13 protein-coding genes and 1 pseudogene are annotated in these 18,876 nt (G+C 69.9%); 6 read left to right on the top strand and 8 right to left on the bottom strand.

What is annotated here, in order from left to right; translation table 11 throughout:
• The first annotated feature begins 15 nt into the window (after positions 1 to 15).
• Both ACFVFQ_RS29695 and ACFVFQ_RS29690 read left to right on the top strand, forming a co-directional pair.
• A complete protein-coding gene (locus tag ACFVFQ_RS29695; protein ID WP_383421887.1) occupies positions 16 to 3,990 on the top strand; it encodes a hypothetical protein in 3,975 nt (1,324 codons plus the stop codon).
• A gap of 267 nt (positions 3,991 to 4,257) precedes the next feature.
• Positions 4,258 to 4,581, top strand: a complete 324-nt coding sequence (locus ACFVFQ_RS29690; RefSeq protein WP_383421885.1) for a hypothetical protein — start codon at positions 4,258 to 4,260, stop codon at positions 4,579 to 4,581.
• A 114-nt stretch (positions 4,582 to 4,695) separates the two neighbouring features.
• On the opposite strand, the gene ACFVFQ_RS29685 is transcribed toward ACFVFQ_RS29690, so the two are convergent.
• From ACFVFQ_RS29685 to ACFVFQ_RS29675, 3 genes are all read right to left on the bottom strand, one after another.
• A complete protein-coding gene (locus tag ACFVFQ_RS29685) occupies positions 4,696 to 5,160 on the bottom strand; it encodes a hypothetical protein (protein WP_383421883.1) in 465 nt (154 codons plus the stop codon).
• 269 nt (positions 5,161 to 5,429) lie between these two features.
• Entirely contained in the window at positions 5,430 to 5,993 is a 564-nt protein-coding gene (locus ACFVFQ_RS29680; RefSeq protein WP_383421881.1) for an SMI1/KNR4 family protein, read from the bottom strand.
• A 154-nt stretch (positions 5,994 to 6,147) separates the two neighbouring features.
• On the bottom strand, positions 6,148 to 6,489 hold the full coding sequence (locus tag ACFVFQ_RS29675) for a winged helix-turn-helix transcriptional regulator (protein WP_383421879.1): 342 nt from the start codon (positions 6,487 to 6,489) through the stop codon (positions 6,148 to 6,150).
• Positions 6,490 to 6,637: 148 nt separating this feature from the next.
• Here ACFVFQ_RS29675 and ACFVFQ_RS29670 point away from each other — a divergent pair, with 148 nt between their 5' ends.
• Positions 6,638 to 7,669 carry an NAD(P)H-dependent flavin oxidoreductase gene (locus ACFVFQ_RS29670; RefSeq protein ID WP_383421877.1) on the top strand — a complete coding sequence of 344 codons (1,032 nt, stop codon included), beginning with the start codon at positions 6,638 to 6,640 and terminating at the stop codon, positions 7,667 to 7,669.
• Positions 7,670 to 7,737: 68 nt separating this feature from the next.
• Here the strand turns inward: ACFVFQ_RS29670 and ACFVFQ_RS29665 are convergent, their stop codons facing one another.
• The 4 genes from ACFVFQ_RS29665 to ACFVFQ_RS29650 form a co-directional block, all read right to left on the bottom strand.
• Positions 7,738 to 8,754, bottom strand: a complete 1,017-nt coding sequence (locus tag ACFVFQ_RS29665; RefSeq protein ID WP_383421875.1) for a terpene synthase — start codon at positions 8,752 to 8,754, stop codon at positions 7,738 to 7,740.
• A 233-nt stretch (positions 8,755 to 8,987) separates the two neighbouring features.
• On the bottom strand, positions 8,988 to 10,292 hold the full coding sequence (locus ACFVFQ_RS29660) for a sulfate adenylyltransferase subunit 1 (RefSeq protein ID WP_383421938.1): 1,305 nt from the start codon (positions 10,290 to 10,292) through the stop codon (positions 8,988 to 8,990).
• 20 nt (positions 10,293 to 10,312) lie between these two features.
• Positions 10,313 to 11,233, bottom strand: a complete 921-nt coding sequence (cysD, locus tag ACFVFQ_RS29655) for a sulfate adenylyltransferase subunit CysD (protein WP_383421873.1) — start codon at positions 11,231 to 11,233, stop codon at positions 10,313 to 10,315.
• A gap of 6 nt (positions 11,234 to 11,239) precedes the next feature.
• A complete protein-coding gene (locus tag ACFVFQ_RS29650) occupies positions 11,240 to 14,962 on the bottom strand; it encodes an ABC transporter ATP-binding protein (protein ID WP_383421870.1) in 3,723 nt (1,240 codons plus the stop codon).
• 737 nt (positions 14,963 to 15,699) lie between these two features.
• On the opposite strand from ACFVFQ_RS29650, the gene ACFVFQ_RS29645 reads away from it, so the two are divergent.
• From ACFVFQ_RS29645 to ACFVFQ_RS29635, 3 genes are all read left to right on the top strand, one after another.
• A complete protein-coding gene (locus tag ACFVFQ_RS29645) occupies positions 15,700 to 16,557 on the top strand; it encodes a BTAD domain-containing putative transcriptional regulator (protein ID WP_383421868.1) in 858 nt (285 codons plus the stop codon).
• Between the two features lie 48 nt (positions 16,558 to 16,605).
• On the top strand, positions 16,606 to 17,412 hold the full coding sequence (locus ACFVFQ_RS29640) for a sulfotransferase family protein (protein WP_383421866.1): 807 nt from the start codon (positions 16,606 to 16,608) through the stop codon (positions 17,410 to 17,412).
• A gap of 250 nt (positions 17,413 to 17,662) precedes the next feature.
• Positions 17,663 to 18,415, top strand: coding sequence for a class I SAM-dependent methyltransferase (locus tag ACFVFQ_RS29635; protein ID WP_383421864.1), 753 nt, complete (start codon positions 17,663 to 17,665; stop codon positions 18,413 to 18,415).
• Positions 18,416 to 18,491: 76 nt separating this feature from the next.
• Here the strand turns inward: ACFVFQ_RS29635 and ACFVFQ_RS29630 are convergent.
• A pseudogene (locus tag ACFVFQ_RS29630) lies at positions 18,492 to 18,749 on the bottom strand (ABC transporter permease); the annotation flags it as partial.
• Positions 18,750 to 18,876 lie beyond the last annotated feature (127 nt).

The following is an 18,876-nucleotide window of genomic DNA, read 5'->3' as shown; positions in this document are numbered from 1 at the left end:
CAGGAAGGCACACCGATGACGAGCCAACAGAACAGCCAGACGAGCCAACAGGACATCCAATGGATCGCCCTACCGGACGGCCTGTCGCCCGATGGGACCGAGGCACGCCTGTCCGTCTTCGTGGCGCCCCGGCTGAGCGGCGCCGGGGCCGACACCCTGGGGGCCTTCCCGGACTTCCAGGACTGGCCGGCCCGCCTGAAAGACGCCCAGTTCCAGCTCTTCCTGGGCGACGCGGACGGCAACGAGGACGGCACCCCACCCATCCCGCTCACGCGCACCGGACCGTTGCCCGACTCCGCGCTGTGGACGATGCTCTTCACCACCAGCACCCCCGTGGAAGCCTTCGTGTTCGACGACCACCGGCAGAGCACACCGGTGACCTATCCGGCGCAGCAAGTCGCCACCACCACACGCGACGCGTTCGCCAACACCGCCGCCCAGTCACCGGACCAGATGCCCCCGGTCCAACACATGAGCACCCTCGCGGGGTTCACCGCCGACGCCCACCCGCAGAGCTCCATGCACACGATGCGCGAGCACATCGCGGCCCAACTCGCCGCCGCCGACGAGCAGATCGCCGCCCAGCCCGGCACCCTCGTGCAGCCGCAGCTCACCCCGCAGGAGGCGTTCCTCGCGTTCCACGAACCACGGCCACCGGCCGCGCCGGTCGCCGGCCTGGTCGCGGGCGCGGACGGGAGTGGGGACGGCAGTGGGGACGGAAGCCCGCCGATCGGGCCGCCGCCCGATGTGCCCAGCCCCGACTTCCACCAACTGCTGTCCTCGCTCGGCGACCACCCCACGCTGCAACGACGCCTGGGACTGGTGCTGGACTTCGTGCTGCCCGCCGCGCAACTGCACCCGTCCAACGGCCAGTTCACCCTCATCCCCATCGTCACCTGGCAATCGCTGCTGCCGCCCGCTGCCACGAACAACCTCGCGGCCGCCACGCTCTTCGCCTTCGCCCCGGGCCACGGCTTCCGCGCCGCCGCCCAGGGCAACGACGCGTTCGGACCGCCCGCCCGCGGACTCCTGGCGCTGCCGGATCCCGAATACGCCATCGAACAGGCCGACATCGACGGCGTCACCATCAAGCTGCTGTCCGCCGCCACCGCCGCTCCCGCCGATGCCGACCCGGACACCCAAGGCGCGCCGCCGACCGTCCGCACCAAGGGCCTCTCGCTGGTGCAGAGCGGCCGGGTGCAGTCCCTGTACGCGGGCTTCCAGCGGGCCGCAGACAACCAGGACAAGATCTCCGGCAACAACCGGGCGGTGTTCAACGCCGAGGACCTCGTGCGCGGACACCGCATCGACATCTTCGACGAGACCCGACAGCAGTGGTTCTCGCTGCACGAGCGGGAAGTCACCTACGACCGGCCCGGGAGCCCTGCGGGCGACCACCTGGACACCGCGTCCGACGAGGGGTTCTTCCAACTCAGCCTCGCCGCGCCGCAGGCCGCCCCGCAGCGGGTCCACATCCACGAACACCTCGTCACATGGGACGGGTGGTCGCAGTCGGCGCCCCACCCGGGCACCGCCGTCGCGGTCGACCGTCCGCCGCCCACTCCCGACGCGTCCGCCACGACGCTGCCGTTGGAGATCGACTGCCAGGTGCGGCCGGGCACTCTGCCGCGGCTACGGTTCTCCAACGCGTACCGCATCCGGGTCCGCACGGTGGACCTGGCCGGCAACGGCCCGACGCTCGACGAGGCGAACGGCCTCCTCGACCAGGACGTCCTGGCCCTCCCGGCGTCCGGCGCCGTGGTCTTCCGCAGGTTCGAACCGGTCCCCGCGCCGATGCTGCTGCCCCGCACCGCGTTCATCGACGGGTCGTCGGCGTACCGGCTGGTGATCCGCAGCACCGCCGAGTCGACCGCGACGGACTACGCCCAGACGTTCAACGCCTCGGCCCTGGTCTCCGGCGGGACGCACGCGCCGTACCAGGACGCCGACGAGCGGCACATCGTCGCGCCCAAGGCGTCCCTGGAGTGCGTCGAACGGCACGGAAAGCTGGACGAGGCGATCGGCTCCAGTGACGCCGAGGCACGCCAACGGGTGTACGCGATCGCCGCGCGGGAGAGCGGCTCGCTGGACGACGCGTCGCTGCCCGGCGTGCAGGCGGTGCCCTACCCGACGGCCACTCCCGAACAGGCACCGGGGCACTACGTCATCCACACCGGGGAGACGGTCGACCTGCCGTACCTGCCCGACCCGCTCGCCGAGGGCGTGGTGTTCCACGGACTCCCGGGCGCGCCCGACGGCCAACCGTTCGAGGTGCCGTGGGGCGGTCCCGACTGGCACACGCCGCAGTCGCTGCGCCTCCGCATCGTCGAGGGCAGTGGGGAACCCAGTCTGGACGCGACGACGCGCGTGCTGACCGTCCAGCTGCCGAAGGCGACGGTGGCGACCGTGCGGGTGTGCTCGATCGTCACGGCGGACGAGACGACCATGGGCATGCTCAAGTGGTGCCACGAAGCGCTGACCGGCGCCCCCGACCAGTTCGCGAGCGTGATGGCGGCCGCGCGGACGAATCAGCACTGGATGCTGACTCCCTGGCACGAGGTGACGCTCGTCCACGCCGTGCAACAGCCGTTGAGCGACCCGGAGTTGACGCTGTCCGAGGATGCGGGACGGGGGCTCGGGGAGACCGCCGAGCAGCTCTCCGGGGCCGTGCAGCTCAGCGCCAGCAGCACCGAACGCATCGACATGATCGCCTCGTGGAGCGAGCACATCGACGACCTCAGCGCGCCCGCGCCGAGCACCCGCACCCTCACCGCCCCGGTGTTCCGCCTCCCGCTCGCGGCCGCCACCGCACCGGACCCGAACGCGAGCACGGCCGCACCCAGCACGCTCGACGGGGACAACCTGACCTTCGACACCCGCGCGGCCGAACAGGCCGTCGCCGGCAAGGGACCCGACCAACCGCCGGCCACGCCGGTGCCGGCAAAGCACGAGTTCGGCGACACCAAGCACCGCGAGGTGTCGTACACCCCGGTGGCGACGACACGCTTTGCCGACTGCTTCCCGCCGGAGTTCGCCCAGGACCCCGGCCAAGCGCTGTTGAGCCGGCAGGGCGCGCCCGTCACGCACACCGTGCGGAGCAGCGCCAAACCCGCCGCCCCGCACGTGCTGGACACCTTCCTCACCCTCGCCTTCGACACCTCCGGAAGCCTCCCGGCCGGCCTGACCAGGCGCCGCCTCGGTGGCGGGCTGCGCGTCTACCTGGCCAGACCCTGGTACTCGTCGGGCGACGACGAACTGCTGGCCGTGGTGCTCGGCGTGCAGGGAGATGAACAGCCGCCGCAGGCCCACCCGTTCATCACCCTGATGGGCCGTGACCCGATCCGCAGCTCGGCCCCGGTGTCCCTCCCCTCGGTGAGCAACTTCCCCGGCGCGCAGACCACCCTGGACGTGGCGCTACCCGAGGTCTTCGACGGGTTCACGGTCACCGCCGCGGGCTTTGAGCCCACCTTCGACCCGACGACCGGCCGGTGGTACTGCGACATCGGCGTCGATACCGGCGGCGCGTACTTTCCCTTCCTCCGCCCGGCCCTCGCCCGGCTCCAGGAACGGTCCCTGGAAGGCTGCCAACTGTCGCAGATCGTGCTCACCGACACGCTGCGCCTGCTCCCCGAGCGCACCCTCACCGTGTCCGGCACCGACCCGCTGACCGTCAAGCTCACCGGCCCCGCCTACCACGACGACAACAGCCCGCCGACCGTCGCCGCGGTCTTCCAGCACCGCGATCCCACCGTCCCCGACCCCGTCATCGGCTGGATCGACCTCCCGGACACCAGCACCGAGCTCCCCGCCGACGACGACAGCAGCCTGACCCCCGTCTACTCCGCCGACATCCCCCTGCCCACGCCCCGCCCCGACCAGCCGCTGCGCCTCCTGGTCACCGAAACCGCCTTCATGCGCTCCGACTTCGCCGCGGACGAGTCCGGCCCGACGGAGGAGAACCTGGTCTACGCGGACGCGATCGGACTGTGACGCGTCGGCACCGAGGTGGCGCGAGGTCACCAGCCTGGTCGGCGCCGCACCCGTACGCGCGCGTGCGGTGCGCCGGTCGCACCCCTCACCGTGAACACGAGCCCGAACACGAGCCCTCCGAGCGGAAGAAGGAGGGGAAACCCCATGCCCGACGGCACATCAACCCCCCAGTCATCGCCTCCCCAACCATCATCCCCCCAACCGTCGAATCCCCAGTCACCGCCTCCCCAATCACCGAATCCCCAAGCAGGTGTTCCTCCGATCTGGGTGGCGTTGGCGGGGCTCCTGGTCCTCGGTCTCCTCAGCGCGCTGGCCCTCGTTCTCCTGTCGAAGAGCCCCGACAAACTGCCCGGAATCATCGGGGCCATCGCCACCCCGATCGTGGCCATCATCTCCGCCTATCTCGGAATCAAGATCGGAAACGAGCAGGGGCTCGCCAACACCACCGCGGCGAACCATTCCCGGGAGCGGGCCGAGAAGAACGTCACGGCCATCCTGGCCGACCTCCCACCCGAACAGGCCGCGAAGTACACACAGATGATCGGCGCTCCGACGGCCCCTCAGCCACCCGCGAACCAACCGAATCCGTGAGGACGGAAGGCCACGGGCGGAGGGCCAAGGACACGAACACCACAGTCAGGGAGGGGCACTCCCGCCGTCGGCAGGTCAACGAGGGACCTGCCGACGGCCGTGGGCGGGCCCGGGTCAGTGGGCCGTGCCGGTGTTCCAGATGGCCTGGCTTCCGTCGTAGATCACGACGTTGCCGTCGTTCTGGACCACGAGCCGGGAGCCCGGGTGACCGGCGGTCTGCGAGTTCCACACCGGGCGTCCTGTGCGGGTGTAGACGACGAAGTTGCCGTCCGTCTGGAAGACGGCCCGCCAGCCCTGGTTGACGGTGGAGCTGGCCCAGCGGGCCCGGCCGAACTCGTCGTAGACGACGAGGTTGCCGTCGGTCTGCATGACCAGCTGAGCCGTGTCGGAAGTCCAGGACTGGCCCCGCTCCAATGCGGCGGGTGCGTCCAGCACTTGGTCGGAGGTGGGTCTCGCCGCGGCCGTGGTTCTGGCCGCGTTGACTGAGGCGTCTGCGGTGGTGGCGGCACTGGCCTGGCCGGCAAGCGTCAGGGTGGCGAGCGTAGCAACTGCGAGGAGTGCACTGACCCTCTTCTTCATAGGAGGGCCTCCTTTCGCCGAGTCGGTCGTCCACCGGCACTCGCCGGGGACGGCGGACAGATTCTGTCATCGGGTGGCAAATGTTGATTCGGTGGGCATGCAGGATGACGCGATTGCGCCCCCGCATTGGCCAACTGGGCACTGTGGGAGCGATGTTCGGCCGCGCGCAGCGTGGTGGAGGTGTCGGCGCGGGGCCGTGAGCGAGCGAGGGCTGTCGTGGAAGTGGAGCCGGGGGTGTTCGAGGCCACGGAGCTGGGGCGGAGCCGTGGTCACGGGTGGTTCAGCCAGGCGGTGTACCAGGTGCCGAAGTTGGGGCTGGCCGTGACGAAGCCGGCCCAGTCGGGGTCGATGCGCCAGACCTCGCCTCTGCGCGGGCCGTTGAGGATGAGTCGGATGTAGGTGCCGCAGCCTTCCTCGGTCAGCAGGAGTGTGCCTGGGGTCAGTTCTTCGACGGGTGTCCTGAGGCGGCCGGGTAGGGGTTCGGTGAGACGAAACCGTGCGGTGAGTCGGCCCGGTAGCCGGTCTCGTTGCCACTCGTCGTCCACGGCCCAGCCTTCGCCCTCGCCTTCGCCGGCTTCTGCGCGGGGAGTGGTCAACGGCATCAGTCCATGGCCGGGGCCGGCGGGGCCGTTGCCTACCTGGGCGACGAAGGACCGGTATACCAGGGGAAGTTCAATGCGGTGTGCTCCTTCGAATGCCCTGATCTCCGCCTCTGGCAGTGCGGGCGTCAGCTCATACTGGTGTGTGTCGGCCCCGAAGCGTTGGTGCGTGGGGTCCTGCGCCGCCAGCTGTCGTATCCGCCCGTGTACGGCGTCCGCATCCCACTTGTCCATCCACTGACCGTAACAACGACGTTGACGTTGGTGCCTGGCCCCGTGCGGCTGCGATATTCAACGCCGCTACGCCTCCGGCAAGATCGCAGCCTGCACCGCCTGCCCCACCCGCTGACGTCCACAGGTGTGTCCGGTGAGGGAGGACGGGCCGCGGTCAGTCGACTGCGGTGTCGGGCCGTGACGCGTGTTCGGTGGGGCGGTGGTCGGGGTGGTCCGCCGGTGGTGGGTCGATCGTTGCTGCCCAGCGGTCGGCCCAGTGGACGAGTGGGATGAGTGCCTGGTACGCATCCCATCCCAGCGGGGTGAGCTCGTAGCGGGTGTCGGGCAGTTGGTGCACGACCTGGGCATCCAGCAGTTCGGTCAGGCGCTGCCGCATCACGCTGGAGGACATGTCGTCACACTGCTTCTGTAGCGGGCGGAAGCCGAGGGGGCCCGCGCGCAGCTCCCACAGGATGCGCAGGCTCCACCGCCGCCCGAACAGGTCGAGTGCCGCCATGAGGGGGCGGCCCGTCGTCGAGCCACGAACTGGCCTTCCTGGCCTCGGTGTTGACATTGCGGCACATCCAACTTCCCTGTTGATGCTTCGAATTCCGGCACGCTATCATCGGCGACCGCTTCGGAAATCGAATCGAGGGGGGCTTGTCGTGGCAACTGCCCTGACGACTCAGGTGTGTCGGACGTTGGGAATCGCGACGCCGATCATCCAGGCACCCATCGGATCCGCGACCACCGCGGAGTTGGCCGCCGCGGTGAGTCGGGCCGGCGGCCTGGGGACGCTCGCACTGACATGGGACACCCCAGAGGAGGCGACGCGACGCATCCGCGACACGCGACGGCTCACCGACCGCCCTTTCGGGGCCAACCTGGTCCTGGACTTCCCGGTTGACCACGTCCTGACGACATGCCTGGACGAAGGTGTGCCGATCGTTTCCACGTTCTGGGGTGACCCGGCATCCGTGAACGAACGGGTGCACGCCGCCGGCGCGCTGCATCTGCACACGGTCGGAAGCGCCGGGGAGGCGCGCCGCGCGGTCGACGCCGGTGTCGACGTGGTCGTTGCCCAAGGGTGGGAGGCCGGTGGCCATGTGCGCGGGCAGGCCGCCACCATGGCGCTGGTGCCCGCGGTGGTGGACGCGGTGTACCCGGTCCCCGTGATCGCCGCCGGGGGAATCGGGGACGGGCGCGGCCTGGCCGCGGCGCTGGCACTGGGGGCGCAGGCCGGCTGGGTCGGCACCCGGTTCCTGACCGCCCGTGAAGCGAACACGCATGAGACCTACCGCGCGGCCGTACTGCGCGCGACCGAGGCGGACACGGTGTACACCCGTTGTTTCGACGGCGGTTGGCCCGACGCCCCGCACCGCGCGCTGCGCAGTCCCACGGTCACCGCATGGGAGCGCGCGGGGCGCCCGCCGAGTCCGCACCGACCGGGCGAGGGGGAGGTGGTGGGCACCACCTCCGATGACCGCAGTCACCTGCGCTACGACGACATGATCCCCACTGCGGACGCAACCGGCGACCTCGAAGCGATGGCCCTGTACGCGGGCCAGTCCGCGGGGCTCGTCACCCGCCCCGCGCCGGCCGTGGAGATCGTCAGGGCGCTCGCGGAACAGGCCGCCGCCCTGCTCGGCGGAGAGTTGCCGAGGCTGTGCCACGAGGACCGGTCGACGACGAACTAGGTTCTGTCTCTCCGATCATGATCGGAGAGACAGGAAGGGCCACTGACTCAGGCACGGGACTCGTTTGGTCAGTTCTGCAGAGCGCGATGAGCCCCGGAATGCCCTAAATGAACATATGCCGCGGATGTGCCCAGACCGCGGGGTTTCCCAAGGGCGCCAGCCGTTGCCTGGCCGAAGCGGCCGGTCAGCTCATGCCACAGGTACGAGCCTGCCAGCGCCTCTTGCAGCGACTTGACGAACCGTACTGCCTCGGGCGGTACGGCCGTTGGGACCTCGGCCAGAGTGTCGACCCTGGCGGTCAGCAGATCGTTGACGACGGTAGTAGCGTCACGCCGATTCAGCCGAAGGGCTTCGCGGGCAACCTCCACGCCGTTGTTGCCCACGGTGCCTTCATCGACCTCCCGGTCGTAGGACACGATGTCGTTGTGCAGGCTGATGGCGTCCACGAACGCGTCAACGGCGGTGCGGAACTCCCTGCTGCGAAGCACGTTCGGACGGAGCTCGCCCATCGCGTGCTCCATGAGCACGGCGGTGAACTGCAGGCCGCCGAAATCGCGGCGGGCTCCCAGATATTCGATCAGGTCGGTCACGGCATGGTCGACGTGCTCAAGCTCCCACAGCACCCCGTCCAGGAAGCGCCGCACGCTGCTGATGAACCGATCGCGCCAGAGAGGGCTCATGGTGGCGGCCGTGCCGGTCCACAGATCGGCGAAGGCCCGCTCCACGGGATTGCCGGGGCTCAGCGGACGCGGCAATCCGTCCAACGGCAAGAACAGCATCAGCCGTTCCACCTGAGCCGCAGCCGACTCCTGATCGTGGTCACGCCGGTAGAGCGGTAGGAACAGATCGTCCACGAACCACAGAGCAACATGCCAAGCAGTAACCAGGTCCAACTCGCAGGCATCCGCGTCCGGATGAGTCAAGGCGATGAACAACGGGAAGTCGGCCGCACCGAACTTCTCCTCACTCCACCTTTGCGGCCACTGCACGTACTCCTCATCGAACATGCCCATCTGCCGGGCCCACTCCTTGGCATGTGCGCGGGCCTGCTCAACATGAGGGTTGAGGCGGGACGCGAACGGCATGTGGAACTGCGACTGTGGAAGGGATCCCATAGCCGGGTCGCTTCCCCTCCCGGGCCACCGCGATGCCAGAACTCACTCCTAAAGGTTCGATGTTGGGGCTCTCCGGGCATGCGACTCGTTGGACGGGTATGACTGGTCGGGGGATCTGAGCGCTGCCGAGTGGGCGCGCCTGGAGCCGCTGCTGCCCGTGAGTAACGGGCGTTGTGGCAGGTGGCGGGATCACCGGCAGGTGATCAACGCCCAGTGCGGTGGGCGGTCGCACCGGATGGCTGCCGCTGGGTTCCTTCGGCCATGCCGGCGGTCAGGGTCGTGCCGTCCGAGGGGTCGATGAGCAGGAAGGAGCCGGTGCGGCGGGAGTTGGCGTAGGCGTCGAGGGCCAGGGGCTCGGCGGTGCGCACGACGATCCGGCCGATGTCGTTGGCGGTGAGTTCGCCGGGGGCCGGGTGCTGGGACAGGTCGTCGAGGGCCAGCCGCGACGGGATGTCCTTGACGATGGCCTTGACGGTGCGGGTGGTGTGCTTGAGCAGCACCCGCTGGCCCACCCTCAGCGGACGGTCCGCGACATGACAGATCGTCGCCTCGATGTCCCGCGAGGTGGCCGGTGCGGAGGCGGTCGGGGCGATCAGGTCGCCGCGTGAGATGTCCAGGTCGTCGGTGAGCCGAACGGTCACCGACTGCGGCGCCCAGGCCACGTCCACGGCCCGACCGAGCACGTCGATGGCCTCGATGGTGCTGGCGCGGCCCGAGGGGAGGACGGTGACGGGGTCGCCGACGCGCAGCACGCCGGAGGCGATCTGGCCGGCGTAGCCGCGGTAGTCGGGGTGGGCGGCGGTCTGCGGGCGGATGACGTACTGGACCGGGAAGCGCCCGGGGGCGTGCGAGGGGTCGGTGTGGACCGGCGCGGCCTCCAGATGCTCCAGGACGGTGGGGCCGCCGTACCAGTCCATGGTGGCCGAGGGCATCACGACGTTGTCGCCGGCCAGCGCGGAGATGGGGATGGCGGTGATCTCCGGGACGCCCAAGCTGGTGGCGTAGGTGGTGAATTCCTCGGCGATGGCGGCGAAGACGGGCTCGGCGTAGCCGACGAGGTCCATCTTGTTGACCGCGAGCACGACGTGGGGGACGCGGAGCAGGGCGGCGACGGCGGCGTGGCGGCGGGTCTGTTCGACGACGCCGTTGCGGGCGTCGACCAGGACGACGGCGAGGTGGGCGGTGGAGGCGCCGGTGACCATGTTGCGGGTGTACTGCACGTGGCCGGGGGTGTCGGCCAGGATGAAGCGGCGGCGGGGGGTGGCGAAGTAGCGGTAGGCGACATCGATGGTGATGCCCTGTTCGCGTTCGGCGCGCAGGCCGTCGGTGAGCAGCGCCAGGTCGGGGGTTTCCTGGCCACGGCCGAGCGAGGCGCGCTCGATGGCCTCCAACTGGTCGGCCAGGACCGACTTGGAGTCGTGCAGCAGGCGGCCGACCAGCGTCGACTTGCCGTCGTCGACGGAACCGGCGGTGGCGAAACGCAACAGGGAGGTGGCACCGCCGTCCATGGCGTGGGTGGTGCTCACGGTCAGAAGTACCCCTCGCGCTTGCGGTCTTCCATGGCGGCTTCGGAGAGTTTGTCGTCGGCTCGGGTGGCGCCGCGCTCGGTGAGACGGGAGGCGGCGATCTCCGCGATGACCGCATCGATGGTGTCCGCGTCGGAGTCGACCGCACCGGTGCAGGACATGTCGCCGACGGTCCGGTAGCGGACCGTGCGCCGCTGAAGGGTCTCGCCGTCCTTGAGGCCGCCCCAGGCGCCGGGGGCGAGCCACATGCCGCCTCGGGCGAAGACCTCGCGCTGGTGGGCGTAGTAGAGGGCGGGCAGTTCGATCTTCTCGCGGGCGATGTACTGCCACACGTCCAACTCGGTCCAGTTGGACAGCGGGAAGACGCGGACGTGCTCGCCCGGGGAGTGGCGGCCGTTGTAGAGCTGCCACAGTTCGGGGCGTTGGCGGCGCGGGTCCCAGCCGCCGAACTCGTCGCGCAGGGAGAAGACGCGTTCCTTGGCGCGGGCCTTTTCCTCATCGCGGCGGCCGCCCCCGAAGACGGCGTCGAAGCGGTGGGAGTCGATCGCATCGAGCAGGGGGACGGTCTGTAGGGGGTTGCGGGTGCCGTCGGGGCGTTCGCGCAACTCGCCGCGGTCGATGAAGTCCTGCACCAACGCGATGTGCAGCCGCAGCCCGTGCTCGGCGACGACGCGGTCGCGGTAGTCGATGACCTCGGGGAAGTTGTGGCCGGTGTCCACGTGCAGCAACGCGAAGGGCAGCGGCGCCGGCGCGAACGCCTTGAGCGCCAGGTGCAGCATCAGGATCGAGTCCTTGCCACCGGAGAAGAGGATCACCGGCCGCTCGAACTCCCCCGCCACCTCACGGAAGATGTGCACCGCCTCCGACTCCAGGGCGTCCAGGTGCGACAGGGGCCAACAGGTACAGAAAGCTTGGGGGTTCAACGGGGCCTACCTTCCTGCTCGGGCGGGGGGTGAGGCGATGAAGGCGGACCAGAGCTCCGCGTACGGGCCGCCGCAGGACAGCAGTTCGCCGTGGGTGCCGGTCTGCGCGACGCGTCCGCCGTCCAGGACCACCACGAAGTCGGCCGCGGCCGCGGTGTGCATCTGGTGGGTCACGACGATGGTGGTGCGGTGGCGGGAGAGCAGCCGGCGGGAGCGGTGCACGGCGGCCTCGCTGACGGGGTCGAGTGCCGCGGTGGCCTCGTCCATGATCAGGATGTCGGGGTCGACCAACTGGGCGCGGGCCAGGGCCAGTAGCTGGCGCTGGCCGGCGGACAGGCCGCGGCCGCCCTCGCCGACCTGGTGGTGGTAGCCGTGGGCGAGCGAGGCGATTATGTCGTGGGCGCCGACCGCGCGGGCCGCCCGCTCGACCTCGGTGTCCGCGGCGTCCGGCCGTCCGTAGGCGATGTTGTCCCGGGCGGTTCCGGCGAACAGATACGCCTCCTGGGGAACGATCCCGAGTCTGCGCCGGTAGCCGGTCGGGTCGAACTCCCGCAGGTCGGCGCCCCCGATCCGGATGGCGCCCGCGGTCGGCACGTAGAGCCCGGAGAGCAGCTGCACCACGGTGGACTTGCCCGCTCCGGTGCGGCCGACGAGTGCCGTGGTGCGGCCGGGAGGGATGACGAGGTCGATGTCCGACAGCGCCTCGCGGGTGGCGGCCGGGTAGGCGAACCGCACGCCGTCCAGGGCGATGGGTCCGTCGAGCCGGGGTGGCAGCGCCAGCCGTTGCGCCGCGGGCACCGACGCGGGCGGTGGCGTCCGCAGCAGTTGACCGACCCGCTCGAAGCCCGCGGCGGCCTGCTGGTAGCTGTCGAAGGACTGCGAGAGCTCCTGGACCGGCGAGAAGAACATCTCGATGTAGAGGAGGAAGGCGGCGAGCACACCGGCGCTGACGGAGCCGCCGGTCACCCAGCTCGCGCCGAGGGCCAGCACCAGCAGGACGCTGGTGTCCGCCAGCAGTTGGACGAAGCAGAAGTACGCGGCCAGTTGGCACTGCGCCCGGTACTGAGCGGCCGTGAAGTCCCTGCTCCGCACCTCGAAGTCGCGTTGGCTGCGGCGCTCGTGACGGTATGCCTGCACGGTGCGCAGGCCCGCGATGTTCTCCTCAAGGCCGGCGACCAGCGCGCCGGCGCGTTCCCGGGACGCCAGGTAGGCACGCGAGGAGACCCGGCGGTACAGCAGGGTCGCCACGATGAGCGCCGGCTGTAGGGCGAGTACGGCCAGGGCCAACGGCACGTTGATGACCAGCAGCAGGACGGCGACGGTGACGAGCGAGAGCAGGCTGAACAGGCCGTTGGTCAGGTCCGTCTGAAGGAAGGCCGACAGTTTTTCCAGGTCGGCGGTGAGCCGGGTGATGATGCGGCCCGAGCCCTCCCGTGCGTAGTACGCCAGGTCTATCCGCTGGAGATGGCCGAACGCCTTGAGTCGGAGGGTGTAGAGGAGGCGCTCGCTGGTCCGTCCGTTGACCCGGTCCTTGGCCACGTTGACGCCCCAGGTGAGCAGGACGACGCCGAGGCCCGCCAGCGAGGCGGCCAGCAGGACGGCGGGGTCGGAGCCGCTGATGCCCTGGTCGATGCCGGTCCGTACGAGGGCGGGGAGGGTGAGGATGCCGGCCGCGCTGGCGATGACCAGGGCGAGGGAGAGGGCCAGCGGGCCGGTGAGCGGGCGCAGCAGGTGGGACAGCCGGAAGCCGGGTGGCACGTGGAGGGCGGCTTGTTCGTCGATGTCCGGGGTGTCGGTCGCGGCGGGCAACTTCGCCGCCTCGGCGGCGAGTTCAGGTGGCGGCTCAGGGTCCGGCTTTCCGTCCGTGTCCTGGTCCTGGTGCCGGGTCCAGAGTGCGGAGTTGACGTCGGTGACCGGGTGGGGCGCAGTGCTGTGGTGGCGCGGCGGGTCGGCGCGCGGGTCGGCGGCGGCCACCAGGGCGCGGTAGGGCGCGCAGTTCTTCTTGAGCGCCCGGTGGGTGCCGGTGGCCAGGATTCTGCCCTCGTCCAGCAGGGCCACCCGGTCGGCCAGGGCCAGAGTGGCTTCCTGGTACGCGATGATCAGCACCGTCCTGCCGCGCAGGGCGGTGCGCAGGCCGCGGTGGATGGCCGCGCCGGTCTTGGCGTCGACCGCGCTCGTCAGGTCGTCGATGACGAGGACGTCGGCGTCGCTGAGCAGGGCGCGGGCCAGCGCAAGGCGTTGTCGCTGGCCGCCGGAGAGGCTCTGGCCGCGTTCGCCGATCACCGTGTCGTAGCCCTGCGGTAGCGCTTCGATGAAGTCGTGGGCCTGGGCGGCGCGGGCGGCGGCGGTGATCTGGTCGGGGGTGGCGCCGGGGTTCCCGTAGGCGAGGTTGGCGCGGACGGTGTCGTGGAAGAGGAAGCCGTCCTGGGGGGCGAGTGCGACCTTGGATCGCAGGGATTCCATGGGGAGTTGGCGGATGTCCTGCCCGTCGATGCGGATCGTGCCGTCGGTCGGCGGACAGAAGCCGGCGAGCAGCAGGGCGAGGGTGGACTTCCCCGAGCCTGCCGGGCCGACGAGCGCGACGGTTTCGCCGGGCTTGACCGTCAGCGAGACCCCGGAGAGCAGGGGCGGGCCCGCGTCGTACCGGAAGGTCACCCGGTGGAGTTCCACGGCGGGCGGCGCCGGAGGGAGGGCGGCGGGCCGCGGCTCGTGGTCTTGCAGGTCCTGGGGGAGGTGCGGTGCGGGGCGGGTGGTGCGCGGGTCGGAGTCGATGATCTCGAACATCCGTTGGGCGCCGGCCTTGGTCTGCTGAGCCTCGGTCACCAGCGACGAGAGGACCATGGTGGGTTCCATCAGCTGCGCCAGATAGGCGGAGAAGGCGAGGAAGGTGCCCAGTGAGATCCGGCCGCTGAGGGTCAGCCAGCCGCCGAGCGCCAGGATGCCGATCTGCCCCAGCGCCGACAGCATGCCCATCAGTGGGCCGTAACGGCTGCGCAGCCGCACCGACCGCACTCTGGAGGCGAAGAGGCCGCGGGCCGCCGTCCGCAACTTGGCCTGCTCCTGGTCCTCTTGGCCGAAGCTCTTGACGACCTGGACGCCGTCCACCGCTCCGCTCACCACCGCGGTGACGGCGCCGGCCTGCTCCTGCGCGTGCCAGGCGGCGGCGGACACCCGGACGAAGGCGCACCGGGCAACCCACCACACGGCCAGGCCCGTTGCGGCGGCCACCAGCGTCAGCGTCGGCGACAGGACCAGCATGGCGGTGAGGGCGAAGACGAACAGCAGGACCGAACCGAGCATGGTCGGCAGGTTGTCCAGCAGCCGCTGCACGGTGGCGGCGTCGGACGTCATGCGGCTGATGAGCTGGCCCTTGTCCATCCGGTCCTGGGTGCGCCCGTCGTGCTGGACGAGCGCGCGGAACATGTCGGACCGCAGGGCGTGCAGCACGTCGAGGGAGAGCCGGCCGGCGGCGCGGCGCCGCGCGTAGGAAGCGAGGAAGCCCACCGAGGTGACGGCCGCCATCGCGCCGAGCAGCGGCCCGAGCGGGCGGTGGTGGGGGCCGATCGCGTCGTCGACGACGGAACGGATGATCAGCGGTACGGCGGCGGTCGCGGCCGTACCGGCGGCGGTGGCGGCCACGACGACGGCCAGGGCGAGCGGATGCCGGCGGCAGTAGCGCAGCAGCCTCCGGATCCAGCCGCCGGGCCCGCGGTCAGCTTGGCAGTCCACTTGAGCCTTCACGCCCCTCTTGCGACCAGCACGGCATGGCCTCCCACGAAGGTCCGGAAATGCGCGCCGAATTCTTGACCGCCGCCCCTCCTGGCGCACGGAGGTGGCGCTCTGCGCGGGGCGACGAGGATGCCCGGCCGCGCTCGATCAACCGGTGCCGGTGTGATCACGGGCCCGCTGATCAATGGCGCAACGCTTGCCCGGCAAGAAGCAATATAACAGTGGACTTCCGACCAACTGTGCCATAACGATAATTTCTTGCCATTCCGCACAGTCGGTTACTGTTCAGTAGACAGGGCGGCCGTTTTCTCCTGACAGGTTTACTCGTCCGCGGCGGGGGAAGCGCACGGTTCCGGTCGGTGCGGGAGCCGCACATTCGAGCTAGAGATATCTGCATATCGCGTATCGATTGGCGTGGCCCGGCTTATGCCGCGGCGCGCGTCCTGGCGTGAAACGAACCGTCATTGCTCCACGCTTCCGGAGCGGCTGGTAGACATGGCCGGAAGAGTGCCAGGATGACGGTTAGTCCCACAGTGCCCGATCCCCCTCCTGCGCCCCCTGGTGCACGCCAGTCTGTGTGTGCCATTGTCGGCCGGCTGGTTTTCGGGGTCGATGGCCGGACCTCGACACGGGAGGAGGGGAATGATTTCAGCCGCGGCGAATTCTCATCCTCGCGCGGCCGTGCGGGCTCTCTTCAGGACCAACGTCACTCATCATGACGCCACGGGGGAACGGGGATGAAATTTACTCTTCTGGGGCCGCTGACCGCGACCCATAACGGAAAGCGGATGCCCTGCGGAAGCACCAAACAACAGATTCTCTTGTCCTACTTATTGCTCCACGCCAACCGGCAGGTCACGGTGACGGAACTCATCGAGGCCCTCTGGGGCGTGCACCCTCCGGTATCCGCGGTCAAGAACCTCCAGCTCTACGTGGGACGACTCCGCCGGACCCTGCGGTCGACCGAATCCGAGCAGCGGCTGCACACCGTGGGCAAGGGCTATCTGCTGTCCGCAGAACCGGACGAGATCGACCTGGAACACTGCCACCGACTCATCCAGCGCGGCACGCTGGCCTGGCGCGCGTCCCAACAGGACGACGCGGCACGGCTGTTCGCCGAGGCCCTGGGCCTCTGGCAGGGCCGTCCCCTGTCGGCGCTGGTGGGCACCGCCTCCATGGCCGCGGAGATCCGATGTCTTGAGGAGCTTCGGCTGATGCTGCACGAGCACTACATCGAGGTGCTCCTGGAGGCGGGGCGACACCGGGAGGTCGTGCCTGACCTGCAACGCCTGGTCGATGCCCATCCGCATCACGAACGGCTCAGGTTCCAGCTGATGTTGGCCCTCGCCCGGGCGGGCGACCGGCTGACGGCACTGGCCGCCTACCGGGACGGCTACCACCTCCTGGCCAAGGACCTCGGGATAGAGCCGTGCCGCGCGCTCCGGGAACTCCACGACTCGATCCTCACCGACACCGTTCCGCCCGTGCCCCGACAGCCGGACGGGCGGCCTCGCGGAGCGGTCCCCTCCCCGCACCGCGGGGCCGACCTCCGCTCGTCTCCGGAACACCGCCGCGCGGTAGGCGTGCGCCCCTGACTCCGCCCGAACCCGCCCGATTTCGACGACTCAGCCAGGGAGAGATCTATGCGTTTCATCTTCGTCGGAGGCTGCGCCCGCTCCGGAACCTCGCTCGTCCAGAAGCTGCTGGCCAGCCACTCACGGATCGTCGGCGGCCCGGAATTCGACCACACCGCCGGGATCTTCGAGCTGTACCGGTCCATGTCGGTGGAGTGGCGGCTGGCGCGGCAGTCGTTCTACTACGAAGGCAGTGAACTCGCCCGCGCCTTCAAGGACTTCTACGAGGGGTTCTTCGCTCCGGCCGTCGAGCGGAAGGCGGGCGCCGACTTCGTGTCGGAGAAGACGCCGAGCAATATCTTCGCCGCCAAGACCCTACTGGAGCTGTGGCCGGACGCCGTCTTCGTGAACGTGGTACGTGACGGGCGCGACGTGCTGCTTTCCCACGAGGACGTGAACCGGCGCTACCGACAGCGCGGGGAACGCAATCCGGAGCGGGACACCCTCCTCAGCGTGAGTCGGCACTGGAACGCCTGTGCCGACGCGTACTTCTCCCTCATCAGCAGACCGGAACTCCGGGACCGGGTATTCCTGATCGAGTTCGAAAAGCTGGTCGCCGAGCCGAAGACAGAGCTTTCCCGGCTCTTCGACTTTCTCGGCCTGACCATTGAGGAACGCCAGTTGTGTCCGGAGGAGATTACCGAACAGGAAACCGGTGTCGCGCTGGAAGGCGCGTACTTCACGAAGGACCTGTACCGCCAGCCGTTCAACACCGGGAAGACGGCGCGATGGCGCCGGGAGATGAACCCAATCAAGCGGACCGCATCGACCGCACTACTCCGCACCAATCTGCGCCGCTTCCACTACCCCGTCTGACCGGTGCGCACGGGGCCGGCGGCCACCGGCCCCGCCCCCACCGTGCGTCAACTCTCCCCCCCCCGACAAGCGTGCCGATGCCCCGGAGCGCCATCCCCCGGCCACCCGCGCGGATGGCCGGGGGATCGGCGGTGTCGGCGGCTCCGGCGGCGGAACTGGCCGAACTCGCCCAGGCGATGGCAGGACCAGGAACCGGACCGATGCGGCCCACGTCTCCCGCACCATGACTCCTGACGACCAGCAAGGGCACATGAGCCACACCGAGGGTGACTCGCCGTCCGCGGTGACCGTGGATCCGCCGAGGGTCAACGACTACACCAGTTTCGCCGAGGCGTACGCGAGCGAAAACGAGGCCAACCTCCTCAATGCCCACTACGAGCGACCCGCGATGCTGGCCCTCGCCGGGGACGTGACTGGCCGGCGGATCCTCGACGCCGGCTGCGGCTCCGGCCCCCTGTTCGCGGCGCTGCGGGAGCGCGGCGCGCACGTCAGCGGCTTCGATGCGAGCGCCGGGATGCTGGAACTCGCCCGGCGTCGACTCGGCGAGGATGCCGACCTCCAGGTGGCCGCCCTGGGCAGCCCCCTTCCCTACGCTGACGACACGTTCGACGACGTCGTCGCATCCCTGGTGCTGCACTACCTGGAGGACTGGGGGCCGGCGCTGACCGAACTGCGCCGCGTACTCAAGCCCGGCGGTCGACTGATCGCTTCCGTCGAGCACCCCTTCGCCATCGCCCTCATGCACCTCCAGGCTGGTCGCCAGAGCGAGTACCACTACCTCGACACCACCAACCGGACCGAAGAGTGGACCATGGGCGGCCAGACCGCCCTGATGAGTCTCTGGAACAGGCCGCTGCACGCGATGTCCGACGCCTTCACCGCGGCAGGCTTCCGGATCACCGTCATCAGCGAGCCCGATCCTGACCCCGCCGCCCGTGACCTGTTCCCCGAGGCCAAGCCACGCTTCCTGTGCTTCCTGTTCTTCGTGCTGCGCGCGGATTAGTGCTCCGAACTGCGTGCCCGATGGCGGCGATTGCGTCTGCCGTCGAAGGCGGGCAGATCAGCAGTCCCGGGATGACCTGCCCGTAGCGGGTGTAGGGGTCCTTGCCGTAGATCTTGGCGATGACCGGCGCCAGCAGCCCGATCGCGAAGAAGAACAGCACGACGCAGGCGCTGGTGACACCGGTACGGTCCCGCTTGAAGCGCGCCCACATCAGATGGCTCGGCGACCGGCCGGTCAACGCACCGCCCTCGCGCCGCCTCTTCGAGCCCCGGCCCTCGGGCCCCGAGCCCGGACCGTCGGTCTGAGCCACCGCTGCCGGAGATGGCCTACGCATCGCGCAGCGCCCCGCGCCGAAGTCCCGTGGGCCGCCTGCCAGTTCGCCGATCCACGCGCTTCCCCCTTGGTGTGTGGCGCTCGCCCCGCCGTTCGGAGGCCGTCTGTTGACGTTGCGGTGCTCTCAG

The sequence above is a fragment of the Streptomyces sp. NPDC057743 genome (genome assembly GCF_042798755.1).
Classification (GTDB): Bacteria; Actinomycetota; Actinomycetes; order Streptomycetales; family Streptomycetaceae; genus Streptomyces.
This window is presented reverse-complemented; position numbering and strand designations above follow the sequence as displayed.